This is a genomic window from Leifsonia lichenia (genome assembly GCF_054780215.1).
Genome location: NZ_BAAGWT010000010.1, coordinates 352,768 through 378,081, shown reverse-complemented (window position 1 = coordinate 378,081; position 25,314 = coordinate 352,768). Strand labels below are relative to the sequence as shown.

The 25,314-nt window shown below is 69.6% G+C and carries 21 protein-coding genes; 13 read left to right on the top strand and 8 right to left on the bottom strand.

Features of this window, described 5'->3' with window-relative positions; all coding sequences use genetic code 11:
• Positions 1-408: 408 nt before the first annotated feature.
• From ACYVGI_RS19070 to ACYVGI_RS19060, 3 genes are read left to right on the top strand one after another with little or no spacing between them, the layout of a single operon-like run.
• Positions 409-1,284, top strand: a complete 876-nt coding sequence (locus ACYVGI_RS19070; RefSeq protein WP_460634153.1) for a hypothetical protein — start codon at positions 409-411, stop codon at positions 1,282-1,284.
• The gene (locus ACYVGI_RS19065; protein ID WP_460634152.1) at positions 1,242-2,186 is read left to right on the top strand and encodes a hypothetical protein; all 945 of its coding nucleotides are present in this window, start codon (positions 1,242-1,244) and stop codon (positions 2,184-2,186) included. The genes ACYVGI_RS19070 and ACYVGI_RS19065 overlap by 43 nt, the downstream gene beginning before the upstream one ends.
• Positions 2,161-3,183, top strand: a complete 1,023-nt coding sequence (locus ACYVGI_RS19060; RefSeq protein WP_460634151.1) for an HAD-IIA family hydrolase — start codon at positions 2,161-2,163, stop codon at positions 3,181-3,183. The genes ACYVGI_RS19065 and ACYVGI_RS19060 overlap by 26 nt, the downstream gene beginning before the upstream one ends.
• A gap of 4 nt (positions 3,184-3,187) precedes the next feature.
• Here ACYVGI_RS19060 and ACYVGI_RS19055 read toward each other — a convergent pair whose 3' ends face one another.
• Positions 3,188-4,180 carry an o-succinylbenzoate synthase gene (locus tag ACYVGI_RS19055; protein ID WP_460634150.1) on the bottom strand — a complete coding sequence of 331 codons (993 nt, stop codon included), beginning with the start codon at positions 4,178-4,180 and terminating at the stop codon, positions 3,188-3,190.
• Positions 4,181-4,236: 56 nt separating this feature from the next.
• On the opposite strand from ACYVGI_RS19055, the gene ACYVGI_RS19050 reads away from it, so the two are divergent.
• The 3 genes from ACYVGI_RS19050 (at position 4,237) to ACYVGI_RS19040 (ending at position 7,388) form a co-directional block, all read left to right on the top strand.
• Positions 4,237-5,148: a 1,4-dihydroxy-2-naphthoyl-CoA synthase gene (locus ACYVGI_RS19050; protein WP_460634149.1), complete on the top strand. Its 912-nt coding sequence runs from the start codon at positions 4,237-4,239 to the stop codon at positions 5,146-5,148.
• Positions 5,149-5,214: 66 nt separating this feature from the next.
• Positions 5,215-6,384 (top strand): AMP-binding protein, encoded by a 1,170-nt coding sequence (locus ACYVGI_RS19045; RefSeq protein WP_460634148.1) that lies wholly within the window; start codon positions 5,215-5,217, stop codon positions 6,382-6,384.
• A 26-nt stretch (positions 6,385-6,410) separates the two neighbouring features.
• On the top strand, positions 6,411-7,388 hold the full coding sequence (locus ACYVGI_RS19040) for a 1,4-dihydroxy-2-naphthoate polyprenyltransferase (protein WP_460634147.1): 978 nt from the start codon (positions 6,411-6,413) through the stop codon (positions 7,386-7,388).
• 83 nt (positions 7,389-7,471) lie between these two features.
• Here the strand turns inward: ACYVGI_RS19040 and ACYVGI_RS19035 are convergent, their stop codons facing one another.
• A complete protein-coding gene (locus ACYVGI_RS19035) occupies positions 7,472-7,765 on the bottom strand; it encodes a DUF4229 domain-containing protein (protein ID WP_460634146.1) in 294 nt (97 codons plus the stop codon).
• Between the two features lie 42 nt (positions 7,766-7,807).
• On the opposite strand from ACYVGI_RS19035, the gene ACYVGI_RS19030 reads away from it, so the two are divergent.
• The 4 genes from ACYVGI_RS19030 (at position 7,808) to ACYVGI_RS19015 (ending at position 12,736) form a co-directional block, all read left to right on the top strand.
• On the top strand, positions 7,808-8,164 hold the full coding sequence (locus ACYVGI_RS19030) for a PLD nuclease N-terminal domain-containing protein (RefSeq protein WP_055888961.1): 357 nt from the start codon (positions 7,808-7,810) through the stop codon (positions 8,162-8,164).
• Complete coding sequence (gene menD, locus ACYVGI_RS19025) at positions 8,157-9,917, top strand: 2-succinyl-5-enolpyruvyl-6-hydroxy-3-cyclohexene-1-carboxylic-acid synthase (protein WP_460634162.1); 1,761 nt, start codon at positions 8,157-8,159, stop codon at positions 9,915-9,917. Before ACYVGI_RS19030 ends, menD begins: the two co-directional genes overlap by 8 nt.
• Before the next feature lie 224 nt (positions 9,918-10,141).
• Positions 10,142-12,013 (top strand): potassium transporter Kup, encoded by a 1,872-nt coding sequence (locus ACYVGI_RS19020; RefSeq protein ID WP_460634145.1) that lies wholly within the window; start codon positions 10,142-10,144, stop codon positions 12,011-12,013.
• Positions 12,014-12,190: 177 nt separating this feature from the next.
• A complete protein-coding gene (locus ACYVGI_RS19015; protein WP_460634161.1) occupies positions 12,191-12,736 on the top strand; it encodes a thioesterase family protein in 546 nt (181 codons plus the stop codon).
• An 85-nt stretch (positions 12,737-12,821) separates the two neighbouring features.
• On the opposite strand, the gene ACYVGI_RS19010 is transcribed toward ACYVGI_RS19015, so the two are convergent.
• On the bottom strand, positions 12,822-14,204 hold the full coding sequence (locus ACYVGI_RS19010; RefSeq protein WP_460634144.1) for an FAD-binding oxidoreductase: 1,383 nt from the start codon (positions 14,202-14,204) through the stop codon (positions 12,822-12,824).
• A 79-nt stretch (positions 14,205-14,283) separates the two neighbouring features.
• Here ACYVGI_RS19010 and ACYVGI_RS19005 point away from each other — a divergent pair, with 79 nt between their 5' ends.
• Positions 14,284-15,327, top strand: a complete 1,044-nt coding sequence (locus tag ACYVGI_RS19005; protein ID WP_460634143.1) for a DNA-3-methyladenine glycosylase family protein — start codon at positions 14,284-14,286, stop codon at positions 15,325-15,327.
• Positions 15,328-15,479: 152 nt separating this feature from the next.
• Here the strand turns inward: ACYVGI_RS19005 and ACYVGI_RS19000 are convergent, their stop codons facing one another.
• From ACYVGI_RS19000 to ACYVGI_RS18990, 3 genes are all read right to left on the bottom strand, one after another.
• Positions 15,480-16,046 carry an SRPBCC domain-containing protein gene (locus tag ACYVGI_RS19000; RefSeq protein WP_460634142.1) on the bottom strand — a complete coding sequence of 189 codons (567 nt, stop codon included), beginning with the start codon at positions 16,044-16,046 and terminating at the stop codon, positions 15,480-15,482.
• Between the two features lie 95 nt (positions 16,047-16,141).
• On the bottom strand, positions 16,142-17,803 hold the full coding sequence (locus ACYVGI_RS18995; protein ID WP_460634141.1) for a phytoene desaturase family protein: 1,662 nt from the start codon (positions 17,801-17,803) through the stop codon (positions 16,142-16,144).
• Positions 17,804-17,870: 67 nt separating this feature from the next.
• Positions 17,871-18,764, bottom strand: coding sequence for a LysR family transcriptional regulator (locus tag ACYVGI_RS18990; RefSeq protein WP_460634140.1), 894 nt, complete (start codon positions 18,762-18,764; stop codon positions 17,871-17,873).
• A gap of 157 nt (positions 18,765-18,921) precedes the next feature.
• Here ACYVGI_RS18990 and ACYVGI_RS18985 point away from each other — a divergent pair, with 157 nt between their 5' ends.
• Both ACYVGI_RS18985 and ACYVGI_RS18980 read left to right on the top strand, forming a co-directional pair.
• Positions 18,922-22,563, top strand: coding sequence for a proline dehydrogenase family protein (locus ACYVGI_RS18985; protein ID WP_460634139.1), 3,642 nt, complete (start codon positions 18,922-18,924; stop codon positions 22,561-22,563).
• Positions 22,564-22,592: 29 nt separating this feature from the next.
• Entirely contained in the window at positions 22,593-23,420 is an 828-nt protein-coding gene (locus ACYVGI_RS18980) for an aldo/keto reductase (protein WP_460634138.1), read from the top strand.
• A 40-nt stretch (positions 23,421-23,460) separates the two neighbouring features.
• On the opposite strand, the gene ACYVGI_RS18975 is transcribed toward ACYVGI_RS18980, so the two are convergent.
• Positions 23,461-23,853 (bottom strand): GntR family transcriptional regulator, encoded by a 393-nt coding sequence (locus tag ACYVGI_RS18975; protein ID WP_460634137.1) that lies wholly within the window; start codon positions 23,851-23,853, stop codon positions 23,461-23,463.
• Complete coding sequence (locus ACYVGI_RS18970) at positions 23,850-25,280, bottom strand: sensor histidine kinase (protein WP_460634136.1); 1,431 nt, start codon at positions 25,278-25,280, stop codon at positions 23,850-23,852. The genes ACYVGI_RS18975 and ACYVGI_RS18970 overlap by 4 nt, the downstream gene beginning before the upstream one ends.
• Positions 25,281-25,314 lie beyond the last annotated feature (34 nt).

Sequence of the window (25,314 nt, the reverse complement as noted above, 5' to 3'; positions counted from 1 at the left end):
CAACCCCACCAACGACGTAGGCTGGGCAACGATCCCGCCACCCAACAGGAGAAGTCGTGAGCGACACACCGGCAGACGACCAGCGAGACGCGCGCAGCGCCGACAATCGAGGCGGCGCATCCGGTGCGCGCTCGGGTGGTTCGCGAGGTGACGGACCGCGCCGCTCCGACAATGGGACCGGGCGCCCGAACCAGGGTGGCCGCGGAGGGGCGGACGGTTACCGTGGCTCCAGCTCGCGCGATGGTCAGCGATCGGGCGGCGGATACAGCGGCGACCGTGCACCGCGCGACGGTGGCCGGAACGGCGAGCGCTCTGGCGGATACCGTGGCGACCGCTCTCCACGCGATGGGGCGGCCCGCGACGGAGCGCAGCGCGATGGCTATCGGGGCAACCGAGACTCGGCGCCGCGTGACGGATATCGCGGTCGTGACGGTGGCTCGAATGGTGCTGAGCGCGGTGGCAGGGATGCAGGTTCGCGTGATGGCTATCGCGGCGACCGCGCCCCGCGTGACGGTTACCGGGGTGACCGCGCTCCGCGCGAGGGTGGTTCGCGTGGTGGCTATCAGGGTGACCGTGCTCAGCGGGACGGGGCTCCGCGCGACGGATACCGCGGTGACCGCGCTCCGCGCGAGGGCGGGAACCGTGGGGGCGCGCCGCGTGACGGCGAGCGTTCCGGGGGCTACCGCGGCAACAGTGGTGCCGGTGCTCCCCGCACTGGTGGTTCGCGCGATGGGTATCGGGGTGACCGTGACCGTGACCGCGCTCCGCGTGAGGGTGCTCCGCGTGACGGATACCGCGGTGACCGTGCGCCGCGTGACGGCGAGCGTTCCGGGGGCTACCGCGGCAACAGCGGTGCCGGCGCTCCCCGCACTGGTGGTTCGCGCGATGGGTATCGGGGTGACCGCGCTCCGCGCGAGGGTGCTCCGCGTGAGGGTGGTTCGCGCGACGGATACCGTGGAGCGAGTTCGCGGGACGGGCAGCGGGGCGGTGCTCCTTCTGGTGGGCGTGGGGGCGCATCCCGTGGCTACGACCGGGACGGCGGCGGACGCGGCAATGGTCGCGACAGTCGCGATGGACGGGACGGAGGTCGCGGCGACAAGCTGTGGACCAGGGACGGTCGACCAGCACGCGGCGACCGTGACGCGAGGGACTACGAGCGGGAGCTCACCGAAGAAGAGCGCATGGCGCGCGAGCTGCGGTCGGTTCGCCCGCGGCATGACGACCCGGAGATTCCCGAGTCGGTGCAGGCGCGCGACCTCGACAAGGGTGCGCGCGTTGAGCTGAAGACACTGAGCAAGGACAACGCCGACTGGGTGGCGCGTCACCTGGTGATGGCCGCGCAGCTGATCGAGGAAGATCCGGAGCAGGCTCACACGCACGCGCTCTCCGCAGCGCGGAGGGCGGGGCGCATCGCGGTCGTTCGCGAGACGCTCGCCATCACCGCATACGCGACGGGTGACTACGCCCTGGCCCTGAGGGAACTGCGCACGTACCGGCGCATCTCCGGTTCCAACGACCAGCTTCCGCTGATGGTGGACAGTGAACGCGGGGTCGGGCGTCCGGATCGGGCGCTCGAACTCGGACGTTCCGTCGACAGGTCCACGCTGCCGAACGATGTGCAGGTGTCGCTCGCTATCGCGATGTCCGGAGCCCGCCTCGACCTCGAGCAGCCGGAAGCAGCGCTGGCCGAACTCGAGATTCCCCAGCTCGACCCGAACAGGGCGTTTAGCTGGAGCCCCGACCTGTTCCACGCATACGCCGACGTGCTCGGCGAACTCGGGCGCGCCGAAGATTCCGAGGTATGGCGTGAGCGCGCCACCCGGGCGGAAGAGGCGATCGGCGACGCGCTGTCGATGGACGAGCACGAGACCGTGGATGTCATCGAGGAAGAGTACGAGTTCGACGTCGACGGCGAGGACAGCATCGCGATCGGCGACGCAGGTTCCGTGGACGAGGACGCGGACATCGTGCTTGAACTCGAGGACGACGCGGAACTCGAAGTCGCCGAGCCTGCCGACGAAGACGATGTGGAACTCGAAGTCGCCGAGCCTGCCGACGAAGACGACGTGGAACTCGACGGCGCCGAGCCTGCCGCCGAGGGCGGCGACGCGGGGCCGGCTGACGACACTGACCAGGACGACGCGGAGGACGACACGACCGATGGCCATGTTTCGCCGGAGCGCTAAGACCGTGACCCCCCTCGACGGAGTCGATCTGGTGTTGGCCGATCTCGACGGAGTTGTGTACAAGGGCCCCGATGCGATCCCGCACGCGGTGGAAAGCCTCAACCGGGTCGCCGAAACCGTGCGAGTCGGTTACATCACCAACAACGCATCCCGCACTGACGCATCCGTTGCCGGGCACCTCACCGATCTCGGCCTGAACGTGCAGCCGGCGGATGTGGTGACCTCGCCGCAGGCGGCCGTGCGGCTGCTTGCACAGCACGTGCCAGCCGGAGCGACCATCCTGGTCATCGGCGGCGACGGCCTGGTCGACGAGGTGCAGAAGGGCGGATTCGCGGTGACGCGATCAGCCGATGACGAGCCGGCAGCCGTGATCCAGGGCTTCGCGCCCGAGGTCGGTTGGACGCAGCTCGCCGAAGCGGCGTTCGCGCTGCAGGGCAGGTCGGACGAGGAGCGGCCCTGGGTCGCCACGAACACCGATTGGACCATCCCCGTCGCCCGCGGGATCGCCCCGGGCAACGGCACTCTGGTCTCGGCCGTGCACACCGCGGCGGGACGGCTCCCGATCGTGGCGGGCAAGCCGGAGGTCGCGATCTTCGAGGAGGCGGTCACGCGCTTCGGTGCGTCGAAAGCCCTGTTCATCGGCGACCGGCTCGACACCGACATCCTCGGCGCCAATCGCGCGGGAATCGACTCGGTCTTGGTGCTGACCGGGGTCGATCGCGCCAAGCAGTTGATCGCAGCGGATGCGAACTCTCGACCAACGTACATCCTCGGCGACCTGCGCGGGCTGAGCGAGCCGTACCCGGCGACCGAGTTCAGCAAAGACGGTCGCACCGCCACCGTGGGGAAAGCATCCGTGTCGATCGACGGCAACGATGTGCGCATCCAGAGCGAGGGCGATGACGAGCTGAACCTGCTGCGCGCTGCGTGCGCAGCGATCTGGGGTTCCGGTCGCGCGATCTACGGGCTCGAGGTTCCGGAGCGGCTGTACAGCTGAGGTGTCAGAGCGCTGTCGCCCTCTCGACGAGGCGGTAGCAGCGGCGGACGCGGTCGAGCCACCAGTCGCGACGGTCGTCGTCGGCCGCGAGAGCGTCGAGACGCGCAGCGGAGACGGTCGGGCGGACCACGGGGATGCTCCCGCCGACCGGGCGGAGCGGTTCGTCGGTGACGTCGTCGACGAACATCGCGGCCGTGCCGAGACCGCAGTCGAATTCGAGCTGGGGGATTGCGGCGGCGAGATGCGCGCCCATTGCGATGCCCACGGAGGTATCGATCGCGCTGGAGACGACGACAGGCAGACCGGCCTCCGCGACGATGCGCAGCGCCGAGTGGATGCCGCCGAGCGGTTGTGCCTTGACGACCAGAACGTCCGCGGCGCCCGCGCGAGCGACGGCGAGAGGATCGCTGGCCTTTCGCACGCTCTCGTCTGCGGCGATCGGAACATCCATGTATGCGGTTCGGCGACGGATCTCGGCCAGCTCCTCGACGGAGGCGCACGGCTGCTCCACGTACTCGAGGTCGAAGGGGGCGAGCGCGTGGATCGCGTGCTCGGCCTCGTCGACGTTCCAGAGGGTGTTCGCGTCGATGCGGATGCGCCCCTCAGGGCCGAGGTGGTCGCGAACGGCACGAACGCGTGCGATGTCGTCCGTGAGCGTCTGGCCGGGCTCGGCGACCTTGACCTTGGCCGTCCTCGCGCCGGGGTAGCGGTCGAGGACCCCTGCAACCTGGTCGGCAGCGACGGCTGGGACGGTCGCATTGACCGGGATGCGATCGCGCAGCGCGGGAGGGGTGGCGCGCCAGCCGAAGTCGATGGCGGCGTGCAGCCAGTGGGCTGCCTCAGCGTCCCCGTACTCGACGAAGGGGGAGAACTCGGTCCAGCCCTCTTGACCCTCGAACAGCACCGCTTCGCGGATGGTGATTCCGCGGAACTTCGAGGTCATCGGCAGCGCGACGACACGAGCAGTTTTCAACAGGTCGGCGAGCTCGGGCAACATTCCACAAGTCTTGCACGGCCGATCCGCGCCGCGACGGTGAACCGTAGGCTGGGGGCATGGCAAAAGCAGTCTCAGAGATCTTCGACCAGAGCGCGTGGAACGAGGTCGCCGGCTTCGAGGAGCTGACCGACATCACGTACCATCACGACGTCGCCGGGCGGGTGGCACGCGTGGCGTTCAACAGGCCAGAGGTGCGCAACGCGTTCCGGCCGCACACGGTAGACGAGCTCTATGCAGCGCTGGAGGACGCACGCACCAACCCGCGGATCGGCGTCGTGATGCTGACGGGAAACGGGCCAAGTGCGAAAGACGGTGGGTGGGCGTTCTGCTCGGGAGGCGACCAGCGCATCCGGGGTCGCGACGGGTACAAGTATGCGGAGGGGGAGACGGCGTCCGGCATCGACGCTGCGCGCAGCGGGCGACTGCACATCCTGGAGGTGCAGCGGCTCATCCGGTTCATGCCGAAGGTCGTCATCGCGGTCGTTCCCGGATGGGCGGCGGGCGGCGGCCACTCGCTGCACGTGGTCTGCGACCTGACCATCGCGAGTGCGGAGCACGGGCGATTCAAGCAGACGGACGCGGATGTCGGCTCGTTCGACGCCGGGTACGGCAGCGCGTACTTCGCCAGGCAGATCGGTCAGAAAAACGCTCGGGAGGTGTTCTTCCTGGCAAGGGAGTACTCGGCGCAGCGCGCGTACGAGATGGGCGCGGTGAACGCGGTCGTGCCGCACACGGAGCTGGAGCGCACGGCGCTGGAGTGGGCCAACGAGATCCTAACCAAGTCGCCGACGGCCATTCGGATGCTGAAGTTCGCGTTCAACGCGGTGGATGACGGGCTGGTGGGGCAGCAGGTGTTCGCCGGGGAGGCGACGCGGCTGGCGTACGGCACGGACGAGGCGGTCGAGGGGCGCGACTCGTTCCTGGAGAAGCGGGACCCGGACTGGTCGCCGTTCCCCTGGCAGTTCTGAGCGGGGCGTGGTGCGGGCTCTGGTGCAGACGGGTGTGCGGGTGATGATGGCCGCGGGGAGGATGCGGTGACGCGGGCGCTGCGGGTGGTGGACTCCGGGCGTCCGGAGGAGGTGTACGAAGCGCTGAATGAGGCGCTTGGCGGTGGCGGAGCAGCCGTCGTGCCGCGCGAGGGCGGCGGTGGCGGCGTGGGCGCGTGGCCGGGCGCGGATGAACGGGTGGCGCAGAACGTGGCGCTGGTGATCGAGACGTCGGGATCGACGGGGGTGCCGAAGCGTGTGGCGCTGTCGGCCGATGCTCTGCTCGCGAGTGCTGCCGCATCGGCCGGGGCGATGGGCGGACAGGGACAGTGGATGCTCGCGTTGCCCGCCCACTATGTGGCCGGTGCGCAAGTGCTCGTGCGCTCGCTCGCGGCAGGAACGGAGCCGGTGTACTACGGCGACGGACACTTCGACCCTGTGCGGTTCGCGGAGGCGGCCGGTCGGCTGCAGCACGATCTACGGTTCGTGTCCCTGGTGCCCGTGCAGCTCGCGAGACTGGTGGCGGCGCACGAAGCCGACGACAGATCGGTGGGGGACGCACTGCAGAGGTTCGACGGAATCCTGGTCGGCGGCCAGGCGCTGACCTCGGAACTGCGGGAGCGCGCGCTGGCGGCGGGGGTGCGCATCCTGAGCACCTATGGGTCGAGTGAGACGGCGGGCGGGTGCGTGTATGACGGGCGTCCGATCGGGACGACCAGCGTGCGGGCGATCGACGGGATGCTCGAGATCGCCGGTCCTGTGCTCGCGGAGGGCTACCTGGGCGACCAGGAGAGGACAGCGGCGATGTTCCACGAGGCCGACGGACAGCGGTGGTATCGCACCGGCGACCTCGGGCGGGTGGACGACGAAGGACTGGTGACCGTGCTCGGACGCGCGGACAATGTCATCACCTCCGGCGGAGAGAAGGTGCTGCTCGACGCCGTCGAGGGTGCGGTGCGGGCGCTGGACGGGTTCGGCGGGGCGGTCGTGGTCGCCGTGGACGATGCGGAGTGGGGGCAGGTGCCGGTCGTGGTCGTCGAACGCAACAGCGTCGCAGCGTCGACCGCGCTCGCCGCGGTGCGCGCCAGCGTATCCGAGAAGGTCGGGCGGGCCGCCGCCCCGGCGGCCATCGTGCAGGTGGATGCGCTCCCTCACCTCAGCAGCGGCAAGCCGGACCGGGTGGCGGCGCGGCAGATCGCCGCGGACGAAACGGCATAGCCGTTGTTGTTACGATTCGCTCTGTGATGAGTCAGAACAAGCCACGAATGCAACGGATGACGCCGGCGCAGCGCCGCAACGGCGGCAAGCCTGGACGTCCCGGGGCAGCGAAGGTCAAGGTCAAACCGGCGACCGCATCCGACTGGATCGCCGGGGCCCGGCTGCGCACCCTTCCGCTGGCGATCGCTCCGGTCATCATCGGTGTCGGCGCGGCGAAGGTGGCGGACGGCGCAGGCATCTGGCACCCCGTGCGTGCGCTGCTGTGCCTCGCGGTGGCGGTGTTCCTGCAGATCGGCGTCAACTACGCGAACGACTACTCCGACGGCATCCGCGGAACCGACCAGTTCCGTGTCGGGCCCAGCAGACTGACCGGCTCGGGCAAGGCGGCGCCCAGGCGTGTTCTCACGGTCGCGCTGGTCTTCTTCGCGCTCGGCGCGGTCGCCGGGCTGGCGCTCGTGCTGCTCACCCAGCACTGGTGGGTGCTCATCGTCGGAGCCGCTGCCATCGTCGCGGCTTGGTTCTACACGGGAGGCAAGCGGCCGTACGGATACTTCGGGCTCGGCGAGGTGTTCGTGTTCCTGTTCTTCGGGCTGGTCGCCACGGCCGGGACCACGTACATGCTGGCGGGCATCGTGAACCAGGAGGCGTGGTTCGGCGCCGTCATCGCCGGACTGATCGCCTGCGCGGTTCTCATGGTGAACAACATCCGCGACATCGGGCCGGACAAGCAGGCGGGCAAGCGGACGCTCGCCGTTCTGCTCGGCAACGTCGCATCCCGCATCGTCTTCTGCGTGCTGCTGCTGGTGCCGTTCGTCATCCTGGCGGTGCTCGCCCTGCTCTACCCGTTCGCCTGGTTCGGGATGTTCGCCCTGCTGGCAGCGCTGCCCGCCTGCGTCATCACGCTGTTCGCCAAGACGCCGCGCGAGCTGGTCACCGCGCTGCAACTGACCAGCTTCACCGGGCTGCTGGTCGCGCTGGCACTGGGAGCCGCATACGCGTTCTGACACGGGAAGGCGTCAGCGGGAAGGCGCCAGGGGGAAGGCGTCAGGGGGAAGGCGTCAGGGGAGCGGAGCTCGGAGTTGCGGGCTCAGGAGGCCTTGTCGGTGCGTTCCGGGTGCTCGGCGGCGTCGACGACCGCGTCTTCGGCGTCGTCGTCGACGGTCGTGGCCGGCTTGTCGCGGTGGCGAGCGGCGTAGAGGTCCGTGGAAACGGCGTTGCGCGGCTTGCTGAGGAAGATGTACGAAAGGCAGAGCCCGATGAGTGCCGCCGCGATGACCGCGATCCACCAGTCGATGCGCAGCACCAGCAGAATCGCGAGCGGGATCGCGAACAACAGGAGGCGGAGCACCGAATAAGTGACCCAGGAGGGAATGCGTTTCACCCTCCCAGCTTAGAGACACTCTCTGAGAGTTACGATTGACACATGGTTCGCCTCTGGATAGTCCTCGGCGTCGCTGCCGCGGTTTTCTACATCTATTCCGTGGCAGACTGCGCCTTCTTCGACCGTTCCCGGGTGCGCGGCCTTCCCAAGCCCGTGTGGCTTCTCGTCATCATCCTGTTCCCGGTCATCGGCGGGGTGCTCTGGTTCCTCATCGGACGCGGTCGACGCAAGAACGGCATCGGCCGACGCACCGTCGCACCGGACGACGACCCCGAATTCCTGAAGCGCCTCCGCGTCGACCATGACCAGGAAGAGCGCATCCGGCAACTGGAGAAGGAACTCGCCGAACTCGATGACAACGGACCAGACAACGACCAAACCGGCCGCCGGGATGGGTGAACCCACCGCACAGCCCGCCCGCACGGGAAACCCCGCCACCGACTACTCCATCGCACTCCTCACCGCGCTCGTGCGCGCTGGCGTGCGCGACCTCATCGTCAGTCCCGGCTCGCGCTCCCAAGCGCTCGCGCTCGTAGCAGCCGAACTCGAACGCTCCGGCTCCGCGCGCCTCCACGTGCGCATCGACGAGCGCGTGTCCGGCTTCCTCGCGCTCGGCCTGGCTCGCGAAGGCGGAACGCCCGCCGTGGTCATCACCACGAGCGGCACAGCCACCGCTAACCTGCACCCGGCCGTGCTCGAAGCGCACGAGTCCGGCATCCCGCTGATCGTCCTCACCGCCGACCGACCGGACGAGCTCCGCGGCATCCGCGCCAACCAGACCACCCACCAGGACGGCCTCTACGGCGTCGCGGTGCGCCTCACGCGCGACGTCGCCGCACCGACCGGCGCAGCCGACGAGCAGGACGACGCTGCTGCGCTCGCGCGCTCCGCCGTGCGCGAGGCCGTCGGCGCGGACACCGGCGACCCGGGTCCCGTCCACCTGAACATCGCGTTCCGCGAGCCGCTGTCCGTCGCCGTCCCCGAACTCGCTCGCATCGAACCCGGCGAACGACCGGCCACGGCGGGGCCGGAGGCGCTCGGGCGCGAGACCATCGAACTCTCGGACGGGCCGCGCACCGTGGTGATCGCGGGCGCGGACGCCGGGCCGGACGCTGAGGAGTTCGCCCGCGCATCCGGAGCACCGTTGCTGGCTGAGGTGTCGAGCGGGTCGCGGTTCGGGCCGAACCTGGTCGTCGCATACCGGGAACTGCTGCACGAGGAGGACTTCGGCGGTCGCGTCGAGCGCGCCGTCGTCTTCGGGCACCCGACGCTCAGCCGCGAAGTGCCTGTGCTGCTCACCAGGGAGGACGTCGAGGTCGTCGTCGTCGCGCCCCGCGGCACCCAGGCGTACAACCCAGGGCATCGGGCGCGGATCGTCGGTGGGGTGCTGCCGCCCGCATCCATCGACCTGCGGTCTCCAGACGTGCGCGCGTGGGTGGGCAGTTGGGTGTTCGGCAGCCGCCGCCTGATCGAGGACGCTGAGCGCGCCGCCGACCCAGCAGCCACGGCCCCGGACGTGGACAAGGCTCGTTCCTACGACCCGGCCGATGCGCTCGCCTTCGCCAAGGCCGAGCTGGCCGCCGTCCGCGCCCCGATCACGCGGCCGCTGCTCGCCGAGGCGCTGTGGCGTTACACCTGGCCGCACGACCGCCTGCTGTTCGGTGCTTCACGACTGGTGCGGAATGCGGACAGGATCGTTCCGGGGAAGAAGCTTCGGGTGCACGCGAACCGCGGTCTCGCCGGGATCGACGGGACGATCGCGACGGCCATCGGGATCGCGCTGGAGAGCCAGGCGGCGGCGGAAGCGGCCGGCGCGCCGACCGGCGTGACCCGGCTGCTGCTCGGAGACATCGCCATGCTGCACGATGTCGGGTCGCTGCTGTTCGGCGAGGGAGAGCGGCGCCCGCACCTGCAGGTGATCGTCGGCAACGACGGCGGCGGCACGATCTTCGACGGCCTCGAGGTGGCGACGAGCGCGCCAGCCAGCGCGTTCGACCGCGTGCTGTACACGCCCCAACGCGTCGAGCTTGCAGTGCTCGCGCAGGCCTATGGATGGGCGCACCAGGTGGTCCGCACGAAAGGCGAACTCGACCAGGCGCTGTCCGCTCCGCCAGCGGGCGTGAGCATCGTCGAAGTTCCGCTGGGGCGGTGACAGTCTGCGGATCCCGCCAACTCGCCGTGTACTTGCGCGGGTCGGGTTCTCCGGTGCCCGCGGAGGGGTAACGTGACGAAAATGCAAGGTAGCTGGTTTCGTCGCTCACGGTGTCGTGGAGCCGAATGACTCGGTCAGTCTCCCCTCGGCCGGGTAGCGCCGAGGCAGGACGCACGAATCGACCTTCTCCCGACCGTGGCCACGGCCACCGCCGGGGGCCGCTGGTGGCCGTCGCCATCGCCGCCCTGGGCGTCGTCTTCGGCGACATCGGCACCAGCCCGCTCTACGCGCTGAAAACGGTCTTCCTCCTCGACGGCGGCGCTGTGCGCGCCAACGAGAGCGACGTCTTCGGCGTCATCTCGCTGATGTTCTGGAGCATCACGATCGTCGTCTCCATCAAGTACCTCGGCATCCTGATGCGCGCCGACAACGATGGCGAAGGCGGCGTGATGGCGCTCGCCGCACTGGCGCAACGCCTGTACAAGAAGAAGGCAGGCAAGGCCGGGATCCTTCTCGTTATCGGCATCGTCGGCGTCTCACTGTTCTACGGCGACTCGATCATCACTCCCGCGATCAGTGTGCTGTCGGCCGTCGAAGGTCTGCACGTCACAATCCCCTCGATCTCGCACCTCGTGATTCCGATAGCGGCCGTGATCCTGATCGGCCTGTTCATCGTGCAACGATTCGGAACGGGCAAGGTCGGCGTGCTGTTCGGCCCGATCATGGTGCTCTGGTTCGTCGTGCTCGCCGCGGCCGGACTCGGCATGGTCATCCAGTACCCGTCGGTGCTGCTCGGGCTGTCGCCGACCTACGCGGTGGTCTTCATCGTCGCGCATCCATCGATCTCGTTCATCGCGCTGGGCGCGGTCGTCCTGGTGATCACCGGCGCCGAGGCGCTGTACGCCGACATGGGGCACTTCGGTCGTTCGCCGATCCGCCGAGCCTGGTTCTTCCTGGTGTTCCCCGCGCTCACGATCAACTACCTCGGCCAGGCCGCGCTGATCCTGCATAATCCCGCAGCGAAGGCCAACCCGTTCTTCCTGCTGATCCCGGACTGGGGACGACTGCCCGTCGTCATCCTGGCGACGGCCGCGACCGTGATCGCCAGCCAGGCCGTCATCTCCGGAGCGTTCTCGCTCTCCAGGCAGGCCGTGCAGCTCGGGTTGCTGCCGCCGCTCACCGTGCGGCAGACCTCCAAGCGCGAGGGCGGCCAGATCTACATGCCCGCGATCAACGCACTGCTCTTCATCGGCGTGATGGCCGTTATGCTCTCCTTCGGCTCCTCCGACCGGCTGTCCACCGCGTACGGGATCTCGGTCACAGGGGCGCTGGTCGTCGACACTCTCCTCCTGGTGCTGGTCGCCCGACCGCTGTGGGGATGGGGGCCGTGGAAGATGGCGGCCGCAGCAATCGTCTTCGGCGGCCTCGAGCTGGCGTTCCTCGCGGGCAACCTCTCGAAGATCGTGAACGGCGGCTGGGTTCCCCTGCTGATCGCCGCCGCCGTCATCCTCGTCATGACCACCTGGCGCCGGGGACGGCTCCTGGTGCAGGAGGACAGGAAGAAGAAGGAAGGTTCGCTCGCCGAGTTCATCGAGGATGTGCGCACGAAGAACCTGCCGCGCGTGCCGGGGATCGCGATCTTCCCGCATCCGAACAAAGACAGCACCCCGCTCGCGCTGCGCGCCAACGTGGACCACAACCACGTACTGCACGAGACGGTCATCATCGTGTCGGTGACCACGGCCCAGGTGCCGCACGTTCCGCGGATGGAGGCGTTCTCGTACGACGAGCTCGGCTACACCGACGACGGCATCGAGCATCTGACGATCCGCTTCGGCTTCTCGGATAAGCCCGACCTCCCGCGGGCGCTGCGAGCCGCCTGCTACGCGGGAGTGCTGCCGCTCCACGCCCGCGACTTCAATGACGCCTCGTACTTCATCTCCCGCGGAGCGATCCGGACCACCCGGACGACGAAGATGGTCAGGTGGCGCCGTTCGCTGTTCATCGCGCTCGCCCACAACGCCGCGGATCCCGCTGCGCGCTTCGGGCTCCCTGCACTCCGGACCGTCACGATGGGGAGTGACGTCGAGATCTGAGGTTCGGCGGTGGCGGTGCCGGCTCGCGGCTCGCGGCTCGCGGCTCGCGGCTCGCGGCTCGCGGATCGCGGATCGCGGATCGCACAACCGGCCGCCGGGGCGGGCCCCCACGGTTTGGAGGCCGTCGACAACGGAAGTGAGAGATCGTTGGCTGCTGGCTAGCATGACCGGGTGCACATGATCTTTCGGACGATGCTTCATTTCCTGATCTCGCGCTTCGGCCCTCGGCTGGGGCACTGGGATGTGGCCCGCACCAGGTTCCGCGTGCTGCCCACCGACCTGGACATCCTGAAGCACATGAACAACGGCGTGTATCTGTCGATCGCCGACATCGGGCGGTTCGACCTGCTCAGCCGGAACGGCGTGTGGGCGATCTTCAAGAAGCGCGGGTGGTACCCGGTGGTCGCGTCGGAGACGATCTCGTTCCGGAAGTCGCTGGAGCTGTGGCAGCCGTTCGTGGTGGAGTCGCGCATCCTGGGCTTCGACGAGCGGGCCGTGTACGTGGAGCAGCGGTTCACCGTGAACGGCGAGATCTACACGCAGGCGTTCATCCGGGGTCGCTTCCTCAAGCGCGGCGGCGGAATCGTGACCAACGAGGAGCTGCTGGATGCGGTGGGCGTCGCGCCCTCCGACGTCACGGTTCCCGAGTGGCTGCTGCAGTGGGGCGCGGATGCAGCCCTTCCGTCCACCAAGGCCGCAGCGCCGAGCGTCTGGGCAGAGTAGCGGGGCGGACCGCGTCGAGTCCGAACCTGTTCACGCTGAGGATCGGCGTGGCGCATGAACAGGTTCGGAGTCGATTGCTGGGGCGCTAACGCGGGACGGGAGCGGGGCCGAAGGCGAAGACGCCGTGCGGGTCCCAGGTGGCGCGGACGGTGGCCAGGCGGTCGAAGATCGCGGGCGGCCAGGTGTGCTCGAACGCCTCGGCGTCGCTGAGCCCCGCCGACCAGTTGACGTTCGTGATCTCCGAGACGCGGTCGGCGAGCACCTCGGCGACGGCGGCAGCGCGAGCAGGGGCGAGTTCGGCGAACGTCGACGGGTCGGCCGCGAGCGTCGAGACCGTGTATCTGCTGTCGCGGCCGCCGACCGCCGAGCCCTCAGGGACATCCCGTGCTGTCGCGCCGCCGAGCTGACGGATCTCGAGGGCGAGGAACGGCGACCCGGTTCCTGGCCCGGCAACCTCCAGCAGCGCTTCGCCTGTCTGCCGGTCGAACGAGTCAAGCATCAGACCGCGGATCCAGCTCGGCGCACCCTGCTCAGGATCGTTGTGGATCGTCGCGACCGCGGTGGTGGGCATCTCGCCGACCATGTCGAGATACACCGGCGCCGCCGCGCGCATCGGTGCGAACAGTCGCTCGCCCTCCGCTGCGTCGCCGGGGAACGCGAAGCGCACGCTGAGCAGCGATCGGCCGCGCAGAGGGGGCGGTGGCCCCTCCATGTCCGGGATCTGCAGGAAGACGACCGATGTCGTCGCCTCCTCGGAGAGCTGTGACGACCAGTCGGCCCAGGCTCCGAACGCGTCTGCAATGGCGTCGCCCTCGAAGAACACGCTGCCGGCGTAGAGCGTGCGCAGCGGCACGAGTTCGAGCGTCATCTCGGTCACGATGCCCAGCCCGCCCTTGCCGCCGCGCAGCGCCCAGAAGAGGTCGGGGTTCGAGTCGGCGTCGGCCGTGACGATGTCGCCGTCGGCGGTGACGACGCGGAACCCGCGTGCCCAATCGGAGGTGAAGCCGTGGCTTCTCGCGAGCGGGCCGACACCGCCGCCGAGCGTGTAGCCGACCGCGCCGACGCTGGTGGACGAACCGGTGACCGGCATGAGTCCGTGCTCCGCGGTCGCGACGACGACCGGCGCCCAGCGCACGCCTGCGCCGAGAGTGGCGAGCCGTGCATCCGGATCGATGGCGATGGTGTCGAGCGCCTGCGTGGCGATGATCATGCCGCCGACGATGGGCGACTCGGAGCCGTGCCCGGTCGCCTGCACGCGCACGGGGATGCCCTCGTCGCGCGCGAAGCGGAGCGCCTCCGCGACGTCGTGCTCACTGGTGACGGCGACCACGATGTCTGGATCGTGGACGATCACCGGGTTGAAGCAGGCGACCTCGGCCGCGAGCCCCTCCTCCCCCCGGAGGTAGACAGTTCCTGCGATGGCGCCGCGCAGGCGCGCGACGGCATCGTCGTTGATTTCGATTCCCATGGGGAGAATGTAGAGGAGACGGCCGACACTGGGAATCACAGCCGGTATGGTGTCAGCGCTCTGACGTACCATTCCCTGCATGAGCACCGTCCTTCCCGCAGCGCCGGCCGCGGCCGGTGGCGCGGTCGAGACGGTCTACCGTCCAGCGGCGCCCGTGGATGTGCGAAGCACGCTCTCCGTGCTCGGCCGCGGCCCGCACGACCCGACCACCCGGTGGGACGCGGGAGGCGTGTGGCGCACCTTCCGCACGCCCGCGGGGGCGGCGACCGTGCGCATCCACTATCCGGGGGCGGACGGCAGCGTTCGAGCCACGGCGTGGGGGCCGGGCGCGGAGTGGGCGATCGACGCGGTTCCCGCTCTGCTCGGGCGCGACGACGACTGGGACGGCCTCGACGTGAGCAGGACGCCGCTGCTGCACGACAGCCGCCGCCGCAACGTCGGGCTGAAACTGTCGAGCACGAATCGTCTGCTCGAGGCACTCCTTCCCGCCATCATCGAGCAGCGTGTCACCAGCCTGGAGGCCTACCGCTCCTGGGCGCGGCTGCTGCGCTGGTTCGGCGAGCCGGCGCCGGGGCCGGCACCGGAGGGGATGCGCGTTGTGCCGACCGTCGCGCAGTGGCGCGGCATACCTTCGTGGGACTGGCATCGCGCCGGTGTCGACCCGGGCAGGGCGCGCACGGCGCAGGCGGCGCTCGCCGTCGCGGCGTCGCTCGAGCGCGCTGTGGCACGCGCGGCCGGGCAGGCGGACGCGGGGGATGGCGCCGCGCGGGGTGGGGCTGCGGGGGATGCGGCTGCGCGGGATGCGGCCGCGCGGGATGCGGCCGCGCCGGATGCTGCCGCCAGGGCGCTGCAGACGATTCCCGGCATCGGGCCGTGGACGGCGGCCGAGGCGCTGCAGCGGGCCACCGGCGACCCGGACATCGTCAGCGTCGGCGACTACCACCTGGCGCACTACGTCGGCGAAGCTCTCACCGGACAGCGCGTCGACGACGACGGGATGCTCGAACTGCTGGCGCCGTGGGCGGGGCACCGGCAGCGTGTGATCCGGCTCATCCTCGCCAGCGGCCACCGGTTCGAGCGGCGCGGACCGCGCATCACGCTGCAGGACCACCGCTGGCACTGAGTGCGTCGCGTCGTGCGTCGCGTCGTCGGTCTATCTAGTGGTCCCGAATTGCCGCGTGCACAGGTGGGGGCGCGGCAATTCGGGACCACTCGATGGCGTGGGCGGGCTGACGTGTGGGCGGGCCGACAGGCGGGCGGGCCGGCAGGCGGGTGTCAGCCGGTGGTGCCGTTGGCCCTGCCGACCGCGTGCAGGGTGGCGTTCTCGGCCTTGATGTCCTGGTTGAGCTCGCGGCACAGGTTCTCGTAGTGCTCGAGAAACAGCGGGTAGTAGTCGTTCCACGCCGGCATCGGCTTGCCGCTGCGCGCAGCGATCAGGCGGTCGAAGTAATAGTCCCAGCCGACCCCGATCACGGCTTCGTCCGTGAGCGAGCGGAGGCGCTGACCGAGCGTCACCGTCGTGTGCCCGCTGGCCTCGGTGAGGTGGACGTACACGCGCCGCGAGGTTCCGGACGGCCCGATGTCGGCCGCGAACCGGTGCGGGGCGTCACACTCCAGAATGGTGACGTTCTCCCACTCCGCCTCGTTGCCCTCGGCGTTCATCCGGAAGCGCGCGGCTCCGGTGGACGGGGTGCCCGTGAGCTCGCCGATCCACTCGGCGAGGCGCGGAGATCGTGAGAAATAGGACCAGACGTCCTCGATCGGAGCCTTGAAGATCCTGTCCAGGACCACGTAGACCCCGTCGTCTTTGCGTACGAGTCGACCCGTTGGTTGCGGCATCATGGTGCACCTCCCGCTAAACCCTCACACTAGTCACGTTGCGCGGTTTCCGGCAGTGGATGCGGTGTGAGTCCTCACACGCTCGGCTCCCGCCAGCCTCAGCCCTCCAGCACGGCCATCGCCGCGTTGTGCCCGCCGAGACCGCTGACCGCGCCTCCGCGGCGCGCACCGGAGCCGCACAGCAGGATGCGCGGGTGCTCGGTCGCCACACCCCACCGTCGGGCGGGGGTGTCGAGCGGGTCGTCGTCCTCGGCGAACGGCCAGGACAGCGGACCGTGGAAGATGTTGCCGCCCGGCATGTTGAGGGCATGCTCGATGTCGCGCGTGGTCTTCGTCTCGATGCACGGATTGCCGTCGGCGTCGGTGAGGAGCAGGCTCTCGATGGGCTCGGCCAGGACGGAGTTCAGGGACGCGATGACCGCATCCTGGAGCCGTTGCCTGGTGGCGTCGTTGTTGTCGTCGGTGAGCCAGCGGTCCGGGGTGTGCAGGCCGAAGACCGTGATGGTCTGGGCTCCGGATGCGGCGAGCTCCGGGTCCAGGATGCTCGGGTCGGTGAGCGAGTGGCAGTAGATCTCGCACGGGATGAGGTCGGGCATGACGCCGCGGACCGCTCCGGCGAACGCGTCTTCGAGCTGTGTGTACGTCTCGTTGATGTGGAACGTTCCGCCGAACGCCGCCGCGGGGTCGACGGCTTCGTCGCGCAGCCGGGGGAGGCGTTCGAGGAGGAGGTTGACCTTGACCTGTGCGCCCTCCGCTCGGGGGCGGGACGGGGCGGCATCGTCCGTGGCCGCGGTGCCGGTCTGTTCGACGAGGAGCTGGTCGAGAACATCCGGCGCGACGTTGACGAGCACGTGCCTGCCGACCACGCGGCGCCCGTGACCGTGGCGGTCGTACTCGACGACGCCGTCCGCGCTGATCGAGGTGACCTCCGCATCCGTCACGATGCGGGCGCCGGCCTCGCGGGCGGCTCTGGCGAGTTCGCCGGTGACCGTTCCCATGCCGCCGACGGGGACGTCCCACTGCCCTGTGGCCTGTCCGATGACGTGGTAGAGGAAGCAGCGGTTCTGGGCGAGCGAGGGGTCGGACACGCTGGCGAAGGTGCCGATCAGCGCATCCGTCGCCACCACTCCGCGCACGAGGTCGTTGGAGATGCGGGACTCGATGAGCTCGCCGATCGGCCGCTCGAAGACCGACTCCCACAGCTCGTCGTCGCCGACGAGAGCCTTCGCCTCGCTGCGCGTCAGGAGCGGTTCGGTGACCGTCGGCCACAGGGACTGCGCGAGGGCGCCGGTCGTCTCGTAGAAGTGGTGGAATGCGTCAGCGTCGTCCGCGGCGCCGATGCGGGCGAAGGAGGCGGCGGTGGCGTCCGCATCCGTGTTGTCGATGAGGAGGGCGGCGCCGGACTCGTCGCCGGGGACGGGCGTGTACGAGGAGTAGCGGCGGCGAGCGAGCTGGATGCGCAGCCCGAGGTCGTCGACGATGCGCTGCGGCAGCAGGCTCACGAGGTAGGAGTATCGCGACAGCCAGGCGTCGACGCCGGTGAACGCCTGCGCGCTGACCGCAGCGCCGCCGACGGATTCGAGGCGTTCCAGGAGGATCACGCTCTTGCCGGCGCGGGCGAGGTATGCGGCCGCGGTGAGGCCGTTGTGGCCGCCGCCGACGATCACGACATCGTGCGTCGGTGCTGGCGTCGGTGCTGGCGTCGATGCCTGCGTCGATGCCTGCTCTGGCGCGGCGGAGGAAGCTGAAGTGGCGGTCATGCGTCCGAGCCTATGCGGAGCGCCGATCCGGCATCAACGCAATCGGTGTCTACGCGACGGGCCAGCGTCAGGACGGGACGGCGCGTGCGAGCGCGTCACGGCACGCGACCACACCAGGACGCTCTGCAGACGACCGCCTCGCCGAGGTGAAGACGGTGCGCTGCGGCAACCCCGGCAGGTCGATCAGGCGGACGCTCGGGGTTTCGCCCGCCCAGACCAGATCGGGCAGGATGCCGACCGCGTTCCCGGAACGGATCAGGCGGATGTGCGCGATCAGGTCGGCGGTCTCGTAGCGGACGTCCGGCTCGAATCCGGCCGCACGGCAGAGCTGGACGGCCCAGGTGCGGGCGGCCGTTCCCTGCGGTTCCATCACCCAGGGGAGGATGGCGGCACCCGCCAGGCTCGTGGTCGCGACCCGCGCATCCACGCTGGAGCTGCTCGCCAGGTGGATGGCGTCCGAGGCGAGCTCGACCCGGTCGAGGTCTGCGCGGAGACCGCGCGTGCTGCCGGGGTACTGCTCGGCGATCACCAGGTCGAAGTCGCGCGCAGACACCTCGAACAGACCCTGCTCCGGCTCGCGCTCGGTGACTTCGACGCGCAGCTCGGGGTATTCGGCGGCGAGCGTGGAGAGGGCACGCGGGATGATGGCGTGCGCCGCAGACTGGAAGACCGCGATCCGCACCACGCCGGCGACCGTGGTGCGGGATGCGGTCAGCTCGGCCTCCGCCCGGTCGAGCAGGTCGAGGATGTCTGCCGTGTGCCGCACCAGGATCTCGGCCTGGGCAGTGAGCTGCACGCGGCGGCCCACCTTCTCGAGCAGGACGACGCCGGACTCCTTCTCCAGAGCGGAGAGCTGCTGCGAGACGGAGGACGGAGAGTACGACAGCGCCTCCGCGACGCCGGTGATGGTGCCGCGCACGTTGAGTTCGCGCAGGAGGCGGAGTTTGCGCACATCGAGCATCCGATGCCTTCATTCGGTTGAGGTGAACGATATCGTTCATAAACATTCGCTTTTGCTGATGATACCGAGGATGCACACTGTTTCCACAGGGGTCGGTTCTGAACAGATTTCGCGGGCCTCAGCGATCCCCCGAGCAGCGAGGAATACAGTCGTGGACATGGTCAATCACACGGATGGCAACGAGACGCGCCCGTCGCAGATCGCGGACGAGGCGGTCGAACTCGTGCGCACCTGGCTCGCTCAGAGCTCCGCGACGGCCGACGGCGCCGCACCGGCCCAAGACCCGGCGGCGGAGCGTCTCGCGGGTGTGCTGAAAGACCCGCACGGACTCGACTTCGCGGTCGGATTCGTGGACGGCGTCGCCCGCCCGCAAGACCTGTTCGTGGCCGGATACAACCTGCAGAAGGTGGCCAAGCGCATCCCGTCGTTCCTGCCCTGGTACATGCGTTTCGCCATCTGGCTGGGAGGCGTGTTCGGACCGGTGCTGCCGTGGATCGTCATCCCGATCGCGCGCCGCGTCCTGCGCGGGATGGTCGGCCACTTGGTGGTCGACGCGACGCCGCAGAAACTCGGTCCCGCCATCGCCCACCTGCGCACGCCCAACGATCCGCACGGGCACGGAGCGCGGCTGAACCTCAACCTGCTCGGCGAAGCCGTGCTCGGAGAGAAGGAGGCAGCGCGGCGTCTGGACGGCACGCGTGAGCTGCTCGCGCGCGACGACGTCGACTACGTCTCGATCAAGGTGTCGTCGATCGCCTCGCAGCTCTCGATGTGGTCGTTCGACGAGACGGTCGAGCGGGTGGTGGAACGGCTCACCCCGCTGTACCAGTTGGCTGCGTCGTCGCCGAAGCCGAAGTTCATCAACCTCGACATGGAGGAGTACCGCGACCTCAACCTGACGATGGCGGTCTTCACGGGCATCCTGAGCAAGCCGGAGTTCGCGAAGCTCGAAGCCGGCATCGTGCTGCAGGCCTATCTGCCCGACGCGCTGGATGCGCTGCAGACCCTCACGGAGTGGTCCAGCCAGCGGCGTGCGGCGGGCGGCGCCCCGATCAAGGTGCGCGTGGTCAAGGGAGCGAACCTGGCGATGGAGCGGGTGGATGCTGCCATCCACGACTGGCCGCTCGCCACCTACGGCAGCAAGCAGGCCGCAGACACCAACTACAAGCGCGTGCTCGACTGGGCGCTCACGCCGGAGCACACCGACGCCGTGAAGATCGGCGTCGCCGGGCACAACCTGTTCGACGTCGCGTACGCCTGGCTGCTTGCCTCCCGCCGCGGGGTGACGGACGGCATCGACTTCGAGATGCTGCTCGGGATGGCGACGGCACAGGCGGAAGCGGTCAAGAAGACCGTCGGCAGCCTGCTGCTCTACACACCCGTCGTGAACCCGGCCGAGTTCGACGTGGCCATCTCTTACCTGATCCGTCGTCTCGAAGAGAACGCGAGCCAGGAGAACTTCATGTCGGCCGTGTTCGAGCTCGACTCGGACGCCGGCCTGTTCGAGCGGGAGAAGCAGCGGTTCCTCGCCTCGATCGCCGAGCTCGAAGCCGACACGCAGCCCTGGGGCGTCGCGCCGCTGCCCAACCGGCAGCAGGACCGCTCGCGAGAGTGGGACGAGGCGAGCGCGGAGGCGTTCACCCGGCCATCAGCTCCAGAGCCGGCCGCCGGCGGCGACGAAGGGCTGACGAGTGTCGTGCTCGGACTGCGGCGCGGGTCGAGCGGCGACGGGGTCGTCGGAGAGCCGATGACCGTCGACGTGATGCGCGGCTTCCACAACGCCGCCGACACCGACCCCTCGCTCGCCGCGAACCGATCGTGGGGACGGAAGATCCTCGCCAGGTCGGCGGCGTCGGAGCTGGGAGTCGAGACCATCGCGTCCGCAGCGGTCACCGACGCCGGACAGCTCGACGCGCTCCTCCAGACGGTGAAGATCAACGGCGAGGCCTGGGGCGCGCGCAGCGGTTTCGACCGCGCTGCCGTCCTCGACCGCGCGGGGATCGCGCTCGCCGCGAACCGCGACAGGCTCATCGAGGTGATGGCATCCGAGACGGGCAAGACCATCGCGGAGGCCGACCCGGAGGTGAGCGAGGCGATCGACTTCGCCCACTACTACGCCAGCAGGGCGCGCGAGCTGGATGCGGTCCAGGGAGCACGCTTCGTGCCGTCGAAGGTCACCGTCGTCACGCCTCCGTGGAACTTCCCTGTCGCCATCCCCGCCGGTTCCGTCCTCTCCGCGCTCGCCGCGGGAAGCGGGGTCATCATCAAGCCGGCTCCTCAGGCCAAGCGATCCGGCGCCGTGATGGTCGAGGCGCTCTGGGAGGCGGGCATCCCGCGCGAACTGCTGGCGCTCGTGGATGTGGCGGAGAACGAGCTCGGACAGTCCCTCGTCTCCGATCCGCGCGTCGACCGCGTGATCCTGACCGGCGCGTACGAGACGGCCAAGCTGTTCAGATCGTGGCGTCCCGATCTGCCGCTGCTGGCCGAGACGAGCGGCAAGAACGCCATCATCGTGACGCCGAGCGCCGACTACGACCTCGCCGTCTCCGACATCGTGAAGAGCGCTTTCGGCCACGCCGGCCAGAAATGCTCGGCGGCGAGCCTCGTCATCCTGGTCGGCTCGGTCGCCACGTCGGATCGCTTCCGCAACCAGCTCATCGACGCGGCCACCAGTATGCGCATCGGCTACCCGCAAGACCCGACGAGCCAGATGGGGCCGCTGATCGAGCCGGCGTCCGGCAAGCTGCTGCACGCGCTCACCACGCTCGGCGCATCCGAGGAATGGCTGGTGAAGCCGAAGCAACTGGACGGCACCGGCCGGCTGTGGTCGCCGGGCATCCGCGCGGGAGTGCAGCCGGGCTCGTACTTCCACCTCACCGAGTTCTTCGGCCCGGTGCTCGGGATCATGACGGCGAAGAACCTGGACGAGGCGATCCGCTACCAGAACGCCATCGAGTACGGGCTCACCGCAGGACTGCACTCGCTGGACTCCGAGGAGCTGGCGCTCTGGCTCGAGAGCGTGGAGGCGGGAAACCTCTACGTCAACCGCGGGATCACGGGCGCCATCGTGCAGCGGCAGCCGTTCGGTGGGTGGAAGCGGTCGTCCGTCGGCGCGGGCACGAAGGCCGGTGGGCCGAACTACCTGATCGGGCTCGGTTCGTGGGTGCCTGACGCGGGCAGCTCCAGCGCCAGCCTGCACCTGCGCGGCCTCGACAAGCGGGTGTCCGATCTCATCGAGTCCGGACAGTCGTCGATGGACTACGCGGCGTTCGACGTCGTACGACGGTCGGCGCTCAGCGACGCCATCGCGGCGGCCACCGAGTACCACGCCGTCAAAGACGTCTCGGCCATCGGGGTCGAGCGGAACCTGTTCCGCTACCGGCCGGTGCCGGTGACCATCCGGCTCTCCGAAGGCGCGGGGCTTCCCGAGCTGCTGCGTGTGATGGCGGCGGGGACCGTCGCGAACTCGCCGTTCACGGTGAGCACGGCGGTCAAGCTGCCCAGGACGATGCACCAGCTCCTGCGCGAGCGCGAGATCGAGGTCGTCGTGGAGTCCGATGCGCACTGGCTGTCGCGCATCCGGTCCCACGCGACGCGGCCGCACCGCATCCGGCTCATCGGCGGAGACGCGTCCGAGCTGGCCGCTGCGCTCGGGGGCACCCCGGACGTGGCCGTGTACGCCAACCAGGTCACGCCGTCCGGGCGCATCGAGGTGCTGCCTTTCCTCCACGAGCAGGCGATCTCGATCACCAACCACCGGTTCGGAAACCCCACGCAGCTTTCCGAAACAGTCATCTGATCGGAGACGGGCCCGCGTAGCCTGAAAGCATGACGACACCCACCCTTCCCCTCAACTCAGGAACGTCCATCCCGCAGCTCGGTCTCGGCACCTGGCCGCTCGACGACAGGGAGGTCGAGCGCGCGATCATCGAGGCGGCGGCCATCGGGTATCGCCACGTCGACACCGCGGTCAAGTACGGCAACGAGGCCGGGGTCGGCGCCGGGGTGAAGAACAGCGGCATCGCCAGGGAAGAGCTGTTCGTCACCACCAAGCTCGACGGCACGTACCAGGGCGACGACCGTGCGGTCGACGGGCTGGACGGTTCCCTCGCCAGGCTGGGGCTCGACTACGTCGACCTGCTGCTCATCCACTGGCCGCTGCCGGGGCGCGACGAGTACGTGTCCACCTGGGAGACGTTCATCCGTCTGCGTGAGGCAGGCAAGGCGCGCGCCATCGGCGTCTCCAACTTCAAGCCGGCGCACATCGAACGGCTGATCGCCGAGACCGGCGTGACGCCCGCGGTGAACCAGATCCAGCTCAGCCCGGCGATCCAGCGACGCGAACAGCGCGCGTACGACGCCGAACACGGGATCGTCACCGAGTCGTGGAGCCCGCTCGGCGCCGGCGGCGACCTCCTGCGCTCGCCGGTCCTCGCCCGGATCGCCGGCAAGCACGAGAAGACACCGGGGCAGGTGGTGCTGCGCTGGCACATCCAGAACGGGCTCGTTGTCATCCCGAAGTCCAGCAACGCCCAGCGGCTCGCGGAGAACTTCGACGTGTTCGGGTTCGAGCTCGACGCCGCCGACCTGGCCGACATCGACACGCTCGACGAGGGACCGGACGCGGGAGTGGACTCGGACCGCAGCGGGCACTGACCAGAGGCGTCGCGTTGGGGTCGCGTTGGCCTCGCGCCGGTCAGTAGGGCTGGCGCGACTCCAGGGCGGCGCGGGCGAGGGTGAGGGCCGCATCCACGGTGAGGCCCAGGTCCGCTGCGCGGTCGGCGAAGGCCGCTGCTGCTGCGGCGGCCTCACGCTGGGCGGCGTCCGGGGCCGCCACGAACGTCCCCGCGCGGCCGCGCGTCTCCAAGACGCCGACGTGCTCCAGCTCGCGGTAGGCGCGCGCGATCGTGTTGGGGGCGAGCCCGAGCGCGTCGGCCAAGGCGCGGACAGGCGGGAGACGCGTCCCGACAGCGGCGGCGCCCGAAGCAACCGCCGAGAGGATGTGCGACTTCAACTGCTCGAACGGCGGCGCGGTCGCCGACGGGTCGATAGCGCCGGCGAGGAAACCCGGCGTGCTGGAGTCGGTCACGGCTGGTCCGCCTTCCCTGAGATCGGTGCGCTGTCGACGAGCGGAAGCACCACGGTGACGACGAGCCCGCCTCCTGGCGCGTTCGCCAACACGACGCTACCGCCTGCAGAACCAGCGAGCGCGCCCACGATCGCCAGACCCAGCCCGCCTCCGGAGTGCGCCGTGCGAGCACCATCCGCGCGCGTGAACCGGTCGAGCGCCACCGGGATGAACTCGTCCGGCATCCCCGGGCCGGTGTCCCTCACCGTCAGGATGACCTCCGCGTCGGTGGCCGTGAGGTCGGCGGTGACCGTCGCATCCTCCTCCTCCGCCGCCGCTATGGCGGTGATCGCGTTGCCGATGAGGTTGTCCAGGATGCGGCCGAAATCCGTGGGGGAGAGACCGACCAGCCGCTCGCCGGAGGGCGTCTTGCGCGGGTTGTAGTCGAAGTCGATCGAGATCGGCGGGGTGGTCTCCTCCGGGCTGGCGGCGAGAAGGCGGGCGCGGTCGATGGCGTCGGCCAGTTCGTCGGTCAGGGTTCGCCAGTCTGTGCGACCGCTTGCAGGGCCGGCCTCGATGCGGGACAGCTCCAGCAGGTTGTTCGCGAGCTGGCCGAGACGAAGAGCCGTGCTGCGGGACGAGCGGATGTCCGCGAGCAGCGCGTTCGCGTCGCCGGCGTCCAGCTCCGCCAGCTCGAGCTGGCCGCGGAGGACGGCCAGCGGCGTGCGCAGCTCGTGACTCGCATCCGACACCATCTGCCGTTCGCGCTCCGCCGACGCCCGCAGCCTCCTGATCAGGTCATTGAGGGTGCCTGCCAGCTCCGCGAGCTCGTCACGCGCCGGGCTGACGGTCAGCAGCCCCGTCGACTGCACATCTGCGATGCGCTCTGCCTGCTCGCGCATCCTGCTCACCGGGCGCAGAGCGGCGCGGGTCAGCAGCCACGACGCGGCGCCGAACCCGATCACCAGCAGCACCGCACCGATCGCGAGAGCGCCGGTCAGCCGGTCCAGGATGAGGTCCGTCGTCTCGTTGTTCCTGGCGGCGACGACGTGCATCACCCCGTTCGGCGTGATTACCTCGCGCACCAGCACGAGGTACTGGTCGTCGCCGATCTTCACGCTCGTGGCCTGGTCGCCCAGTTTCAGCAGGCCGCCGATGTCCTCCTCCAGCGCGCCGGGCAACGTGGATGCGAGCACCGTGCCGGACGCATCCACGATCGCGAGCTCCTGCCCGCCGCCCGGCAGATCGAACGGCCCGTCCGGGTTGTTGCCGAGAGCGGCGGCGGGCGCGGCGACGTCGTTGTCGAGCAGCGTCACCGTGGCGTTGTGCAGGATCGACGCGACGCCGAACCGCACCACTTCGACGGCGACCAGGCCGAACAGTGTTGCCACGATCAGGCTGCCGATCGTGATGCGGGCGGTGATCGACAGGCGCCGGAGACGGTTCACGGTCGCGTCACGCCGGTTCCGCGCATCCCGAGCG

What these genes read in the sequence shown, in the direction of transcription:
- ACYVGI_RS18990 (WP_460634140.1), bottom strand. Translation starts at nt 18,764, where the DNA reads ATGCTCGATGTGCGCAAACTCCGCCTCCTGCGCGAACTCAACGTGCGC.
- ACYVGI_RS18980 (WP_460634138.1), top strand. Translation starts at nt 22,593, where the DNA reads ATGACGACACCCACCCTTCCCCTCAACTCAGGAACGTCCATCCCGCAG.
- ACYVGI_RS19050 (WP_460634149.1), top strand. Translation starts at nt 4,237, where the DNA reads ATGGCAAAAGCAGTCTCAGAGATCTTCGACCAGAGCGCGTGGAACGAG.
- ACYVGI_RS19040 (WP_460634147.1), top strand. Translation starts at nt 6,411, where the DNA reads ATGAGTCAGAACAAGCCACGAATGCAACGGATGACGCCGGCGCAGCGC.
- menD (WP_460634162.1), top strand. Translation starts at nt 8,157, where the DNA reads ATGGGTGAACCCACCGCACAGCCCGCCCGCACGGGAAACCCCGCCACC.
- ACYVGI_RS19015 (WP_460634161.1), top strand. Translation starts at nt 12,191, where the DNA reads ATGATCTTTCGGACGATGCTTCATTTCCTGATCTCGCGCTTCGGCCCT.
- ACYVGI_RS19055 (WP_460634150.1), bottom strand. Translation starts at nt 4,180, where the DNA reads ATGTTGCCCGAGCTCGCCGACCTGTTGAAAACTGCTCGTGTCGTCGCG.
- ACYVGI_RS19000 (WP_460634142.1), bottom strand. Translation starts at nt 16,046, where the DNA reads ATGATGCCGCAACCAACGGGTCGACTCGTACGCAAAGACGACGGGGTC.
- ACYVGI_RS19010 (WP_460634144.1), bottom strand. Translation starts at nt 14,204, where the DNA reads ATGGGAATCGAAATCAACGACGATGCCGTCGCGCGCCTGCGCGGCGCC.
- ACYVGI_RS18985 (WP_460634139.1), top strand. Translation starts at nt 18,922, where the DNA reads ATGGTCAATCACACGGATGGCAACGAGACGCGCCCGTCGCAGATCGCG.
- ACYVGI_RS19005 (WP_460634143.1), top strand. Translation starts at nt 14,284, where the DNA reads ATGAGCACCGTCCTTCCCGCAGCGCCGGCCGCGGCCGGTGGCGCGGTC.
- ACYVGI_RS19030 (WP_055888961.1), top strand. Translation starts at nt 7,808, where the DNA reads ATGGTTCGCCTCTGGATAGTCCTCGGCGTCGCTGCCGCGGTTTTCTAC.
- ACYVGI_RS19060 (WP_460634151.1), top strand. Translation starts at nt 2,161, where the DNA reads ATGGCCATGTTTCGCCGGAGCGCTAAGACCGTGACCCCCCTCGACGGA.
- ACYVGI_RS18995 (WP_460634141.1), bottom strand. Translation starts at nt 17,803, where the DNA reads ATGACCGCCACTTCAGCTTCCTCCGCCGCGCCAGAGCAGGCATCGACG.